This is a genomic window from Mesorhizobium sp. P160219 (assembly GCF_057786095.1).
Genome location: NZ_JBYNWG010000001.1, coordinates 3830725 through 3844326 on the forward strand (window position 1 = coordinate 3830725; position 13602 = coordinate 3844326).

Sequence of the window (13602 nt, forward strand, 5' to 3'; positions counted from 1 at the left end):
AGATGGGCGGACGGGGACTTGATTCCTGACCACCTTGCAACCTGTCAGATTTTCCGACTGGCCAGCAATCTTGTCAGCCAGTCAGGATCCATTTCGGGAACAGAGGACAAAAGCCGTTCGGTGTAAGCGGCATGCGGAGGTGTGAGAACCACGCTCTTCAATCCCTGCTCGACGACTTTGCCGCCGTGCATGACGACAATCTCGTCTGCTATCGCGCGCACCGTGGCAATGTCATGGGTAATGAAGATGTAGCTCATCCCGAGTTCACGCTGTAGGCGCATCAGAAGCTTGAGGATCTCCTCCTGCACAATTTGGTCGAGCGCGGATGTGATCTCGTCGCAGATGATAAGCTCCGGTTCGGCAGCCAATGCCCGCGCAATGCAGACGCGTTGTTTTTGGCCACCTGATAGCTCGCCAGGTAGACGTTCCAGAAAATCCTCGCTCATCTCGACCATGTGCATAAGTTCGCTTATCCGGCGATCTCTCTGCGCGCCTTTGAGGCCGAGGTAGAATTCGAGTGGCCGATCTAGGACTTCTTCGACCGTTTGGCGGGGATTAAGGGCGTTGTCGGGCATTTGATAAATCATCTGGACGCGACGCAGAACCTCCTTGGGCCGCGCCTTCAGGCTCTTGGAAAGGAGTTGGCCTGCGAAAGAAATCGAACCCGAACTTGGCGGCAAGAGTCCGGTAACGACTCGAGCGAGCGTCGATTTCCCAGAACCGGATTCGCCGACCACAGCGACTGTTCTTCCGCGCGGAACCTTGATGGAGACATCCTGGAGCACCTTGACCCCTCCGGCATAAGCCGCGGTGACGTTGTCTATCGTCAAGAGATAGTCATCGGCTGGAACTTCGGGCTTGGCGAGCTTGCGGACTGCCCAGAGCGTCCTCGTATATTCCTGGCTGGGCGAGGCCAGCATCTGGCGTGTGTCAGCCACCTCCACGGTAACTCCGTGTCGCAGAACCATGATGCGATCCGCCATTTGCGCCACCACCGCCAGATCATGCGTTACGTAGATTGCAGCAGTACTGAATTCCTCAACGATGTTGCGAATGGAGGCAAGGACTTCAACCTGCGTGGTCACATCGAGCGCCGTTGTTGGTTCGTCGAATATTATGAGGTCCGGTCGACAAGCCATTGCCATCGCTGTCATGGCCCGTTGCAACTGCCCGCCTGAGACCTGATGAGGATAGCGAAAGCCTATGCTCTCGGGTTCTGGGAGCTGAAGACGTCGATAAAGATCCACGGCGCTCCGGTTCGCCTCTTCCCGGCTGACGATTCCATGCGCCACCGCGGTTTCGACGGTTTGTTCCAAAAGTCGATGTGCCGGATTGAAGGAGGCCGCCGCGCTTTGCGCGACATAGGCAATGCGGGAGCCCCGGAGACGACGGCGCCCCTTTTCATTGACTGCCAGGAGATCAATCCCGTCGAACAGAACCGAGCCCTGTGTGATCCGGCAGCCCGGTTTGGCATAGCCCATTGCGGCAAGGCCAATGGTGGACTTGCCGGCGCCTGACTCGCCGATTAGGCCAAGAACCTCCCCCCGCTTCAGCGTAAGATCGATCCCGCGGACGATGGGATGCCACTGTTCGTCCGAGGATCCCTCCACATGCAGATTGCGGATTTGCAGTAGATCCTTTCCTTTTTCGCGTGAGCCTGGACCGCTACTTTTCATCCCGCAACCCGCTTGTTGCGTGCAGGAACCAGTCCACAACGAAGTTTACGGATACGGTAAGAAGAGCTATCGCGCCGGCCGGAAGCAGCGGCGTGACATCGCCGTAAGTGATCAGGGTTGCGTTCTCGCGCACCATTGATCCCCAATCGGCCGTCGGCGGCTGAATACCGACTCCGAGGAACGACAGCGCCGCGACTGTCAGGAACACGAAGCAGAATCGCAAGCCGAACTCGGCGACCAGTGGAGGCATAACATTGGGAAGAATTTCCTTGGCGATGATCCATCTCGGTCCCTCGCCGCGCAATCGCGCCACCTCGACATATTCCATTACGGCCACGTTAAGCCCAACGGCGCGAGAAAGCCGAAAGACACGGGTGGAATCGAGAAGCGCAATGATAACAATCAGGCTGGTGATCGACGAGCCGAAGATCGACAGAAGCACCAGCGCAAAGATCAGACTCGGGATCGACATCAGCACGTCCACCGCACGCGACAAGATCTGGTCGAGCCACCCCCTATACAATGCGGCAAGGAGGCCGAGCGACACGCCTACCGCGAAGGAGAGCAATGTAGTCGCGACCGCGATAGCGATGGTGTTGCGCGCACCGTAGATCAAGCGAGTGAGCATGTCGCGGCCGAGCTGGTCGGTTCCCAATTTGAATTCCTGGCTCCACGGCGCGAAGGCTTCGCTGAAGACCTGCGTCTCGCCATATGGGGCTATCCAGTGCGCGAAGACCGCAACAAGGACGTAGCCAACGATCACCACGATGCCGAACCATGCACTGAGCGGTGCCTTCTTCAGCGCTGTTTTCGCCCGGCTGGCACGCGAGCGCCTCAGCCTCTGAACCGCCGCGATAGATTGGGATCTGCTCATCGCGGGTGCAAGAGCCTGGGGTTGGTGGCAATGGAAATAATGTCGGCCAGCAGGTTGAGAAGGATATAGGTCGCGGCGAAAATGAGGGCACAGGCCTGGACAACCGGAACATCCCTGGATTTTACCGCATCAACCATCAGCTGGCCGATCCCGGGATAGACGTACACGACCTCGACCACGACCACTCCGACGATGAGATATGCCATATTGAAGGCTACCACAGTGACGATGGGAGCCCAGGCATTGGGCAGGGCATGCCTCAGCACGATCACCATCGGGGACATTCCCTTGAGGCGCGCCATATCGATGTAGGGGCTTGCCAGCATGTTGATGATGGCTGCTCGGGTCATGCGCATCATGTGGGCCACGATTACAAGCGTAAGGGTGATTGCCGGCAGCGCCACTTTCCAGAGGTGCTCCCGAAATGGCGTCTGATCGTTCACATTCGACAATGTCGGAAATTTGGGAAACGCATTGAGCGCCCAGTTCAGTGAGATACTGAGCCAATGGGGCAGGGATTGAGCGAAATCGGATCCGATGAACGTGTCGCGCGAGATCACAAGGTAGGCGAGCATATAGGCGACGAAAAACTCCGGGAACGAAATGGTTGTGAGCGTCACTGCATTCACCAGCCGGTCGAACCAGCCGTTGCGATACAGCGCGGCGAGAATGCCAAGCCCGAGCGCCAGCGGAACCGCTATCAGCGCGGTCACCGCTGCAAGGAACATCGTATTGTAGAGGCGCGGAGCGATGATCTCGGCCACGGTTCGCCGATATCCGGTGCGGCTCGCAAACGAAGAGCCGAAATCGCCATGGAGCATTTGCGCGACCCAAACGAAGTAGCGCTCGACAGGCGGACGATCGATGCCGATTTCCCGCTGAAAGGCGGCGACCGTTTCGGGCGTCGCCGACTGCCCGAGCGTGGCCTTGGCGAAGTCGCCCGGAAGCATCGCGATCGCAGAGAAGATGATGATGGACACGATGAACAACGTGACAAGGCCGAGGCCAAGTCGCTGCAGAACCGTTCTTGCGACGGGGTTCATGTGAGTGGCGTTTCCTTTGGGCGGCAAACCCTGCACTCGGAGCAGCCGACCGGAGCCTCACAACCATCGCGGCTCCGGCCCGCCATCTCATGCCGTGGCGATCCACCAGCGTTCGGCCATTTTCAGTCCATCGTTCTCCCAGTTGGGCGCCACTTCGCCATGTGCGAGCTTTTTGGATTGGGCGCTGACGAAATTGTTGAAGACCAACACGATGCTGCCGCCATCGTCGTGAGTTAGTTGCTGCATCTCGGCGTACATCGCCGCTCGCTTGGCCTCGTCCGTCTCGGCCCGCGCCTTAACAAGCAATTCGTTGAAATGGGGATTTTTCCAGAACGACTCATTCCAGCTGGAGTCGGCGGCGAAGGCTTGCGTGAACATCCAGTCGGCAGTGGCCCGACCGCTCCAATAGGAAGCGCACCAGGGTTTCTTGAGCCAGACATTGTCCCAATAAGCGTCCTCGGCCTCGCGCACGACATTGACGTCGATGCCGCACTGGGCTGCCGTCTCGCGAATAAGCGAAGCCGCATCCACCGCGCCTGCAAAAGCGGCATCGGCGACCGAGAGATCCACCTTCAGGTTCTCCATTCCGGCCTTTTTCAGATAGTGTTTGGCTTTTTCAGGATCAAAACTGTGTTGCGGCTGCGGATTCGTAGCGAATTTGATCGCTGGCGCGATCGGGTTGTCGTTGGCGACAGTGGCGTGGCCGAGAAAGATCTTGTCGACAATCTCCTGACGGTTGATCGCCGATTTCAAAGCCATTCGGACGTCTGGATTGTCGAACGGCGCCACCGTGACATTCATCGGCAAGGTATAATGGCCATAGCCGGTGACCTCGACGATCTCCACCTTGGGATTGCGTTTCAACATGCCGAGGGTCTTGAGGTCGGCGCGGCCGATATAGTCCACCTCCCCTGTCGATAGCGCGGCCATCCGAGCGGCGAGATCGGTGATTGCGATGAACTCCACCTCGTCGAGATAGGGTTTGCCGTTTTTGAAGTAGTTCGGATTGCGCTTGAGTTTTGCCGAAACTCCGGGCTGGAAATTCTCAAGCACGAAAGCACCGGTGCGAACGCCCGACCCCCAATCCGCTTTGCCGTCCTTGGCCGGCATGATGACAAGATGGTAGTCACTCATAATGTAGGGGAAGTCGGCGTTGCCGCTCGTGAGCGTGAAGACCACCGTTTCCGGGCCATCCGCCTTGATGCTTGCGACGGGCTCCAGCAGCGGCTTCGCCGCCGATTTGGTTTCCTCGCCCATATGATAGCGCAGCGAAGCCACGACGTCGTCCGCGGTCACATTCTTGCCGTTGTGGAAAGTTGCGCCCTTGCGAAGCTTGAAGGTCCAGGTTTTGGCCCCATCCGACGATTCAAAGCTCTCGGCCAGGTCCGGTTGGACGTTGCCTTTCGCGTCGACCTCGGTGAGGCTGTTGGACATCGAGCCCGAGAACGCGGTTTGTGTGAACGTATCGGGGTAGCCGGCCGGATCGATTGAATCCGTCGTCGCGCCGTGAGCCATGCCGAGCTTGGCGAAGCCGCCGTGCATCGGTTCGGCACGCGCCGTGGCGACGAAGAGCGTGTCGGCGGCGGCGACGGTCAGCCCCGCAGCCAGCCCAAGATGAATGAAGTCGCGGCGGGAGACTTTGCCGCCACCGATCAGGCTTTGCGCGATACCAAGCTTGTATTCAGATTCTGACATTTGACTCTCCCATTGCGGAGTTCTCCGCGTTATTTTCTTCAAGCACCTGCGAACAAATCTGCTAGTTGGTTTCGGCCATCTTTCTTCGAATTTTTCCATCCCAATCGGCTTTTGGGCCAATCAGGCCGTCACATAGATGCTGCCGGCTTCGACGGTGACTGGAAATGTGCGAGCGCGAATGGACGGATCGACCAAGGCTTCACCTGACTTGATGTCGAATTCCCAGCCATGCCAGGCGCATCGGACGATCTCGTTGTCGCGATGATAGATGAATTGCGCTTGTTCAACTGGCGCGGTTGTCCCGCATTGCGGTCCCTCGCAAAGTGGAGCGCCGCGGTGCGGACAGACATTCAGCAGCGCGTGGAATGAATTTCCGATGCGGAAAATCCCGACCGAAAGGCTGCGGATCTTGGCGATAAACGGAGATCCTGTTTCGATCTCGTCGACGCGGCAGATATATGTTTTCTCGGGCATCGTATGCTTCCTCAGGCGGCATTCGCGGCTTGCGCACGGGGGATGCGTTTGTAGACTTCCAGCGCGTTCAGTCCCATGATCTTGCTTTTCCACGCAGGAGGGATTTGCAGCGTGTTGGCATCGTCGTAATCCCAGTGCGGATAGTCCGACGCAAACATCAGCGTGTTTTCCCCGTCCATCGCTTCGAGCGTGGACCAGAGATGTTGGATGTTTGCAGGCTGCTCCAGCGGCTGCGTGGAAAAGCGGATGTTGCGCCGGCAATATTCCGAGGGCAGCATCTTCAGCCATGGCGTCTCTTTGCGCAGCGCTTTGTAGTCGGCATCCAGGCGCCACAGGACCGACGGAACCCAGGCGACACCGCACTCGATGATCACGAAGTAGAGGTCCGGCCACTTCTCGAAGACGCCATGGGCGATCATGCTTGCCACGTGCGACATCGCGGACATGTGCAAAATGGCATGCGTTTCCCAGAAGAATGTCGTGGGCGCAGGCGCAATGGCAGTTGAATTCACGCCGCCATGCCCGCCCAGATGTATGGCGAACGGCAACCCTACTTCAGCGCAAGCTTCGTAGATCGGATGGTAGAACGGGTCTCCATACGGCTTGACGGACCCTTGGGAAGCGAGAACCTGGACCATACGCGGATAACTGCCCAGACGGCGTATCTCGGCGGCAGCGAGCTTCGGATCCTGTGGTGCGATGATGATCGAACCCATGAAACGATCGTCTTTCGGCAGCCATTGGTTGATCTGATAGTCATTGTAGGCGCTGACCAGGGCGCTGGCATAGTAAGGATTGGCGAGGGTCGACGCCTCGATCGGCTCATCGCCGGTGAGGATCGCCACGTCGACTTTGTACTTGTCGAGGTGCTTCTCTTTCATGATGAGATAATTGTCGGCTTCCGTCTTCGGACGGACGTCCTTGCGGGAGAAGTCCTGCGGATGAAACCAGGGGCGATGGCCATGCGGAAATGCGCCGACTGGACCTGTTTTCTCGCCCTCGGTGAACATGTCTTTCCACAAGCCGGAAAGGTATGGCGTCAACACGGTGGCGCTTGACCAGTAATTGTGACAGTCGCAATCAACTATGAACACTTTGTTCCGCTCCGTGGCCCGTCCCGGCGGTGCGCCGGCCGATGATCTGGTGCAGCTTCCCCCTTGAGTATTGTTTGATCAAGCTTATGGTAGGCAGGAACATGATCGAATTTTTCGATCGGGATTTCCATGCAGCTTGATCACATCGAAACCTTTCTCGACATCATCGAATCGAGAAATTTCAATCGCACCGCAGATCGGTTGGGCTTAACCCAATCGACAATCAGCACCCGCATCAAGAACCTGGAGAGCGCAATCGGATCTGAACTGTTCCAACGCGGACGCGCCGGGGCAGAGCCGACTGCCGCAGGGCGCCGGTTCGAAGCCTACGCAAGATCTCTGGTATCCACTTGGTCGCAGGCTCGCCACGATGTCCGGGCCTTCAACCGTTTCGAAGGCACCTTGCGCGTTGCCGCCCAAGTGGGCATGACCCGCTCAGTCCTGCCCGGGTGGGTCGAAACCCTGTGCCAAGCACTTCCGAAGTCCTCAATCCATGTCGAGTCGGATTATTCGAACCAGATGGTCAGCGACCTCAGCATGGGAAACCTGGATATCGCGGTGCTTTATGCCCCCCGCTACTTGCCTGAGATCGCATACGAGCACCTGATGGTCGAGGAATATTTAATGGTTTCGACTGCCGCCAGAAACCTGTCGGACGTCGATCCCGACACCTACATCCGCCCAGGCTACACCGTCGTGCTGGAGAAAACGCACGCAGAGATGCTGGCTCAATTGGCGATCTGCCGACTTTCGACCGGATCGGAAGCTCTGGCGGAGATCATGCTCCGGCGAACGGGCGGCACTTGCTACATGCGCAGCGATGATGCGCGCAGGTTTACCGGTGAGATTCCATCGTTCCTGGTCGAAGGAGCGCCGACCTTGCACCAGCCAGTCCATACGGCGATACTGGCACGCCGCAAACACGAACCGATCATTCGCAAAGGCATCCGTGCTCTCCATCTCGCTGTTATGTCGCTGGAGGTTTAATCGATATTCCCGATCATAACGCTGGGATAATATTGCTGTTCAGCGGGGTAAGAACTGGCATGTTCGCTCGACCTAACGCCGAGCCGCACGATGAATGCATACGCCTCCATCCAAGCCTCAGATGTCGTGCCCACCATGCGTCAGCGGCGATGGGCACAAAAGACGCGAGATATAGTGCTCTGCCGTCGCGTGATAGACGAGACGCACGATGTGAAAACATTTGTTCTCACATCTGCCGCTGGTCGGATGTTCTGCTTCAGCGCGGGCCAGTATGTTCTCGTGCACCTCAGGATCAACGGCGCCACAATAACGCGCGCCTACTCGGTATCGTCACCGCCGACGCGACCGCTTGATCTTCAGATCACCGTGAAGCGAACGCAGGGCGGGCTCACTTCCAACTGGATCCATGACCATTTGACGCCGGGCAGCGAGATCGAGATCGAAGGGCCGCTCGGTTCGTTCGATCTGGATAAATTGCCGTCGGAGAAACCTGTTTTCCTTTCGGGCGGGAGCGGCGTGACTCCGACCATGTCAATGCTGCGTGCGCTTACAGACCGCGCAGACGACAGGGAGATCCGCTTCATTCACAGCGCGAAAACCCCAGGCGACATCATCTTCCGAGCGGAACTGGAAGCACTTGCCGCTCGCTTTCCCAATGTTCAAGTGACTTTGGTTTGCGGCCAGGGAGGTCCCGCTTGGACGGGTTCAACCGGCCGAATTGATGGTCGGATGCTGCTGAGCTTGGTTCCCGATCTTCACAAGCGCACCGTTTTTGCCTGTGGGCCCGAAGGATACATGAAGACGGCACGCGCCTGCCTTGATGCAATAGGCTTCCCGCCGGCGCAGTATCACGAGGAGAGTTTCGGAGGCAGCAATGGTTCTCGGTCGGAATTGGGCTTGGCGATTTCGTCTTCGGTCCGTTTTGTCCGCTCGGGTGTGGAGCATCGCTGCGCGCCCGGAGAGACCCTGCTGGACGCGGCGCGGAACTGTGGCATCTACATCCCAACCGCCTGCCAGCAGGGCGTTTGCGGAACGTGCCGAATAGCCAAACTATCCGGCGAGGTTACCATGGACGATTTGGGCGGACTGAATGCTAAAGAGAAATCTGCCGGCTATGTCCTGGCATGTTGCAGCCGCCCGCGAGGGACGGTTTTGCTCGATGCTTAGCTCGGCGTTGTTGACTGTTGGAAGATTCCGTCGGCGCACGCATCGGCGTCAGGGTCTAACCCAACGGCTCGACGCTCGAAGCTGTCAGTCCGTTATCGGCCCCCAAATGAGACGTTGGAAGCATTGAGGGCAGGGGACAGTTCGTGGCGCAAACGAGATAGCAGCTCCGAGTAGTCATCGCTGTTCGCGAAACGGTCGATTTCTGGACATCGCAATGTCGGGTATGGACTAACGCGCTATCTCGGCTCGAGGACCCATTCAGGTACGCGCCTGACATTAGGTATTGAGCATAGATCCGTGCGTCCCGGAAAGCGGACGCGGCACGATCCGGGTTAGGCGAGTAAGATACGCTCGATGACGGCGGCGCGCGCGGGAACGTCGCAACCAAGGATGAAGCTGTTGCTGGAGTCGAGCGGGCATTCACGCGGCCATGCCGGAGCAGATCGGCGCTACGACGGCCCAGCAGCCTTTGTCGCGGGGGGTTGTGTGCGTCAAGTTCTGCAAAATGGGGCAACCATGATGCTGGTCCTGCGGCTTGGCGCAGAGCGACCAGGGATCGCCATTTCCGATGCCAGCGCCTAAGCCTTTTATGAGACCTAAGCGCAGCTTGCCGGCCGCAGCATGGTCCCAATTTGGGACGAATAGTTTGGCACCCATATTGCACCCACATCTTTCGCCGGCTGATCCCCGGTCCTGATCGCGTACTCTGATCAGGTGTAAGGCTCGCCGGGCTCGAGGTTGTTGGGGTCTTCGCCCGGCGAGTTGTCTGCCAATGCGCAGTCACAGCCACATGGTGACGCCATACTCCGAAATGCCGCAAGCATTCCGCGGTTGTGCATCGCCCGACCAAGGTCGATCGGTATGGGACTTCAGTCGCGCTAAAGGGGGATACGGTCTGCGACTCCGGATTTTTTGCTAGATTTCAGAGGGTTACAAAGCGCTTCGCAGTCGTCAGTCGCTCATTGCAACAAGCATTTATCTAAAGTTCATTCAGTCGAATTAGGAAACTCTTATAAGCCGCTCTATAACGAATCGGCGAGGTGGCTATTCGCCTGAGGAGGTACCATGACATCCCGAAAAACCCTTTTGGCGGCGCTTGCCGCGCTTGCGCTAGTGACCGCTCCTGCTTTCGCTGGTGCGGGTGGAAACGGTGGTGGTCACGGCAATGGTGGTGGTCACGGCAATGGTGGTGGTCACGGCAATGGCGGTGGTCACGGCAATAGCGGCAAGTCCGGCAACGGCGGCGGGAAGTCCGGCAACAGCGCTTCGCACGGCAAGTCGGCATCGGCTCACGCCGGAAAGAAGGCCTCGGGCGAAGACCAGGTCGCCGTCGACGACATTGAGGTCGCCGCGACGCCTAAGGACAAGAACATTCACGCCAAGCTTGGCCGGCTGAACTCGCTGCAGCGCAACATCAACGCTTATATGAACTCCAAGAGCAAGAAATTCGCCGGCATTCAGGCTTATGTGACAGCTTCGGCTGCCGCCAAGGGCGCCCAAGCCGCGGTAGATGCCGCCCAAGCGGAAGTCGACGCGTTGAACGCCAAATTGAACGACCCGAATACTCCGGCCGACCAAGTCCCGACCCAGGAGCAGATCGATGCAGCGCAGGCGGCGCTCGATGCCGCCAATATAGCGGCGGCCGATGCTGCTGCCGCCGTCCCATCGCTGGATGACGCGCTCGCCGATATGGCCAACAAGCCGGTCGACGCCGAGGTCACCGAATGGGCCAACAGCGTGCTTGCCGAGAAGATCGACGAGATGGCTTCCAAACAGGATCCTGCGCCAACGCCGTAAGACCGGTCACCGCTGAAACGACCTAGTCGAACGTGCAAGCCGCCGGGTCACACCCCCGGCGGCAGGGAGACGACGAGCTTGCCACCTTTTCTCCTCTTTGAGGGCGACCCCTAAACAAGCGGAGTCGCTACCGACGCTTAGGAACAAAAGTGCCGAAATACCGTGTTGAGGAGATCGCAGCCGATGCCGTGACGGCCACCCACACCGTCAACGCGAAAACTCCGATCAGGGCGGCGCGCGAAGCGGCGGAACGCGAGGTCATTCTACGCCCGGCCACATCTTCGAATACAGCTCAGCCTGTAGGGCGGTCCATACCCGGCTGGCCGCGGCTCACGCTGGTTTCTTGAAACGCACCATGCCGTCGACCTCGATGCGCAAGTTCGACTATTGACCCGGACCAGGGTTCTCTCGGTCTGTTTGAGCGAGGGGGGAAGCAATACGATTTCCTGGGCGTGCCGCTTGAGGCGTTTGTCGCGTTCAAATCTGCCCCACCAAGGGCCGCTATTCAACAATCACATCCGCAACCAACTATGCATTCCGGCTCGCCCAAGAAAAGGCTGCAGGCTCCTTGGACGATTAAGGGAGGTTCTTTCAGAAAAACGGCCCGCGCTGATCGAAGGGCGCGGGCCGGTCCGTTGCCGCCGGTCGGCAGCGGGAGGCATCCATTCCGGCCGGTGCAAACCAGCCCCTCCCGCCACAATTAGCAACCTTCGGCAGTCGTTTTCATCTGTCCAGGGGCTGCGGACTTGGCACTGGTGTCATCCTGTTGACCAGGAGCGGCCTGCTTAGCACTGCCACTCTGCTGGCCGGGCGCACAGTCCTTCGCTGAGTTCGAATTGGTCGACTTCGTTGTGGTCGAATCCGTGTTGTTATCTGTCGTCGGCATCGTTGTGGTAGTGGAGGAGCCACTCGACGTCGTCCCTGTTGTCCCTGTCGTCCCCGCGAACGCAAGCCCGCTGGAAAGAGCCATCATGGCAGTGGCAAAAAGAAGCCGTTTCATTCTTCATCTCCTAATGGCAAGTAATGTCCCTTCCATTCGATAACGGGGGATGCGAAGGATCGGTTCCAACGCGACCTTGTCTTGACCGGCAGCTTTGGGGCGGCCGTTAGCGGACTGGCAGCCTTCACACGGCGGATCTTCGGTAGCTGACATTCCGGCTAGCGCGGACATCGCCTTCCCCATGGGCAGAAATTAGTCTCCTGGGGCCCGCCCACGTTTCTCTCAAGCCACCGATTTCATGGCCGACAGGTTATCACGATGTGTCTGAAGGTGGAGAAGCTGATCGTCGCCCCTTGGTTGTGCAGCCCTTCAGCCGTGGGCCAACCTCCGAACACCCTTGAAAAAGAACTTGAAGTCGTCCCGCACCAGAGCGAACGTCTTCGGATGATCGGGATAACACGGCGGTCACGAGACACCTGTTCCCGCGTCTTTTGCTCGCTCGCCGGCGCAGCGGCAAATTGATCATAGACGGTACTAAGTGGTCTTGCTGCTCCGGCATCTCGCCGTGAGGAAGAAATGACGCTGAGGATGCCCAACTGTCGTCGGGTCCGCTGGCCGCGCTTATGGGTCACGCGGCAGGCGTTGCAATCCCTTCTAAAGCGATGATCCTGGTGTTAGCGGAACGTTTGCGGATCTCGATCAGCCGGGCGTATTCCGGCGAATTATACCAGCCCATCAATGACGCCATGTCGGGGAATTCGACAATGACCAGTCGGTGTGGATCCCAATCACCTTCCAAAACCTTGGTGGCGCCACCGCGGCCCAGGTACCGCCCACCGTACCGCTCTTCGGTAGCGGGAACGTCCCGCCGATATTCCTCGAACAAGGCAGCGTCTTTTACGTCTACATCCGCTATCAGATAGGCAGCCATCTGTGTTTCCTCCTTAGACCCCGCTCGCCCTCCTCGGCTTCGGCGTCGTCGGTCCGCACCCTAACGACGATCTCCGTGGCGACATCCAGCGCCAGCGCGCTTTTCGATGATTGTTGGCGCTGCCACGGCTTTCCTTCTTTCGCATGGTTCGCAAAGATTAGCATGATCGCTGCTCTCGTGTCTGGCGGTCTCCCTCAAAGCGTCATCGAGCGCCCTTCAGATGAGACACCGCCGTCTCGACAGGTAGGCTCGGCAGGGTTCGGTATTTCTTCGGTTCTTTTCAACCAAAGCTTGTCGAAAAGCGCGAATGAAAATAGGAAATATGCAACCTGAAAGATGATAAAAATCAGCAAGGTCCATGCAAGGGACTTCCAGAACGAATCGGTTGCTAGGTAAGTCCAGGTCGCTACCACGGTCGACGTGGCAAACATCCCAATCAGTAATCGCGGAAAAAACATCATGTTCAATGCCGCCCATAGCTGGACCGACCGGTCTCACGTCTACTCCCCAGAAGAACGTAAGGTTTCACTAAATTAGTAATTGCGCAAGCACCAATGGCCAGAACCAAACCTTCCGAACAGCTTTCCCGGGCTGAAATCGAGCGCTTCCTGGCGGCAGCCGAAGCGCTGCACAAGAGCATATTCGGGTCGCTGTGCGTACCACAGCGAGCATGCCAAGCTCTGTGAGGTCCATCGACCCCTTTTGAAGGCGATCGAGAACATCACCGGCCACAAGGCGCAGTTCATCCAAAGGAACGGGACAGGGCCGTCTCAGCCGCGCGGGAGCCGTCTGGCTAGCCGCCGGTCAAGTCCTATAAGCTCGGATGCGAAGCTTCGCTTCTCTTCCCGCAGGGTATTGCGACGCATTTTAAGCGCTTGAGTTTGCCGACGGTCTTCTCGAAGCGTACACTTTAATACCTGGGGT

General features: G+C 58.2%; 11 protein-coding genes. 3 read left to right on the forward strand and 8 right to left on the reverse strand.

Annotated features, from left to right (window positions below; translation table 11 throughout):
- Positions 1–44 precede the first annotated feature (44 nt).
- The 6 genes from AC3EMP_RS18490 to AC3EMP_RS18515 form a co-directional block, all read right to left on the reverse strand.
- The gene (locus AC3EMP_RS18490) at positions 45–1676 is read right to left on the reverse strand and encodes an ABC transporter ATP-binding protein (RefSeq protein ID WP_352713678.1); all 1632 of its coding nucleotides are present in this window, start codon (positions 1674–1676) and stop codon (positions 45–47) included.
- Positions 1666–2550, reverse strand: a complete 885-nt coding sequence (locus tag AC3EMP_RS18495; RefSeq protein WP_352713675.1) for an ABC transporter permease — start codon at positions 2548–2550, stop codon at positions 1666–1668. Before AC3EMP_RS18495 ends, AC3EMP_RS18490 begins: the two co-directional genes overlap by 11 nt.
- A complete protein-coding gene (locus tag AC3EMP_RS18500; RefSeq protein ID WP_352713672.1) occupies positions 2547–3593 on the reverse strand; it encodes an ABC transporter permease in 1047 nt (348 codons plus the stop codon). Before AC3EMP_RS18500 ends, AC3EMP_RS18495 begins: the two co-directional genes overlap by 4 nt.
- Before the next feature lie 87 nt (positions 3594–3680).
- Positions 3681–5408 (reverse strand): ABC transporter substrate-binding protein, encoded by a 1728-nt coding sequence (locus tag AC3EMP_RS18505; RefSeq protein WP_352713669.1) that lies wholly within the window; start codon positions 5406–5408, stop codon positions 3681–3683.
- A complete protein-coding gene (locus AC3EMP_RS18510; RefSeq protein ID WP_352676570.1) occupies positions 5409–5762 on the reverse strand; it encodes a Rieske (2Fe-2S) protein in 354 nt (117 codons plus the stop codon).
- Between the two features lie 11 nt (positions 5763–5773).
- Positions 5774–6856 (reverse strand): amidohydrolase family protein, encoded by a 1083-nt coding sequence (locus AC3EMP_RS18515; RefSeq protein ID WP_031201701.1) that lies wholly within the window; start codon positions 6854–6856, stop codon positions 5774–5776.
- A 129-nt stretch (positions 6857–6985) separates the two neighbouring features.
- Between AC3EMP_RS18515 and AC3EMP_RS18520 the strand changes: the two genes are divergently transcribed.
- The 3 genes from AC3EMP_RS18520 to AC3EMP_RS18530 all read left to right on the forward strand — a co-directional run bounded on the left by AC3EMP_RS18520 (position 6986) and on the right by AC3EMP_RS18530 (position 10807).
- The gene (locus AC3EMP_RS18520; protein WP_023690450.1) at positions 6986–7843 is read left to right on the forward strand and encodes a LysR family transcriptional regulator; all 858 of its coding nucleotides are present in this window, start codon (positions 6986–6988) and stop codon (positions 7841–7843) included.
- 210 nt (positions 7844–8053) lie between these two features.
- Complete coding sequence (locus AC3EMP_RS18525; RefSeq protein WP_352713665.1) at positions 8054–9010, forward strand: FAD-binding oxidoreductase; 957 nt, start codon at positions 8054–8056, stop codon at positions 9008–9010.
- A gap of 1065 nt (positions 9011–10075) precedes the next feature.
- Complete coding sequence (locus tag AC3EMP_RS18530) at positions 10076–10807, forward strand: hypothetical protein (RefSeq protein ID WP_023694064.1); 732 nt, start codon at positions 10076–10078, stop codon at positions 10805–10807.
- A gap of 1568 nt (positions 10808–12375) precedes the next feature.
- Here the strand turns inward: AC3EMP_RS18530 and AC3EMP_RS18535 are convergent.
- Positions 12376–12678: a DUF1330 domain-containing protein gene (locus AC3EMP_RS18535; RefSeq protein WP_023670645.1), complete on the reverse strand. Its 303-nt coding sequence runs from the start codon at positions 12676–12678 to the stop codon at positions 12376–12378.
- Between the two features lie 194 nt (positions 12679–12872).
- Complete coding sequence (locus tag AC3EMP_RS18540; RefSeq protein ID WP_352872723.1) at positions 12873–13139, reverse strand: exopolysaccharide production repressor protein; 267 nt, start codon at positions 13137–13139, stop codon at positions 12873–12875.
- Positions 13140–13602: the final 463 nt, after the last annotated feature.